Source organism: Bartonella sp. AP58NXGY, assembly GCF_042195785.1.
GTDB lineage: Bacteria > Pseudomonadota > Alphaproteobacteria > Rhizobiales > Rhizobiaceae > Bartonella.
The window spans coordinates 1-433 of sequence record NZ_JBHIOY010000160.1 but is presented as its reverse complement, the minus strand read 5'-3'; the positions used below and the strand labels follow the sequence as shown (position 1 = coordinate 433).

At 42.7% G+C, this 433-nt stretch carries 1 protein-coding gene and 1 pseudogene; one reads left to right on the top strand and one right to left on the bottom strand.

From position 1 onward, the window contains the following. Positions 1 to 223 (top strand): annotated as a pseudogene (locus ACFINC_RS10175) (hypothetical protein); the annotation flags it as partial. Between the two features lie 51 nt (positions 224 to 274). Here ACFINC_RS10175 and ACFINC_RS10170 read toward each other — a convergent pair. Continuing rightward, the coding region (locus tag ACFINC_RS10170; RefSeq protein ID WP_375617137.1) for a TraR/DksA family transcriptional regulator at positions 275 to 433 on the bottom strand (159 nt) is incomplete at its 5' end.

The window sequence follows — 433 nt, the reverse complement described above, 5'->3', positions numbered from 1 at the left end:
CGGATTAACAGATGTTGTTGTAGAATCGGATATTACCAGCACATCCAGCACACAGAAGAAAGAAATACATCCCCACCCCACCTCCTCCCTTACAGAAAGAAACGAGACGACAGATAAAACCTCCTCTTCTTTTACGAATCAAACGGTAAAAGATTCAGCCATCACGGCCGAAATTGAAGGGCGACAAGAACCATCTTTGTTTATTCCTACCCCTCCAAAATAAAATATACAATTTTATCTCTAGAAACTTCGTTTATTTATCGCTCTCATAACTTTAATCATCACGATAAACTCTTTCACGACGTTCGTGACGTTCTTGTGCTTCCAGCGACAAAACGGCAATCGGCCGAGCCTCAAGACGCTTGATACTAATGGGCTCGCCGGTTTCTTCACAAAAACCATATGTCCCATTATCAATTCGCTCCAAGGCAGC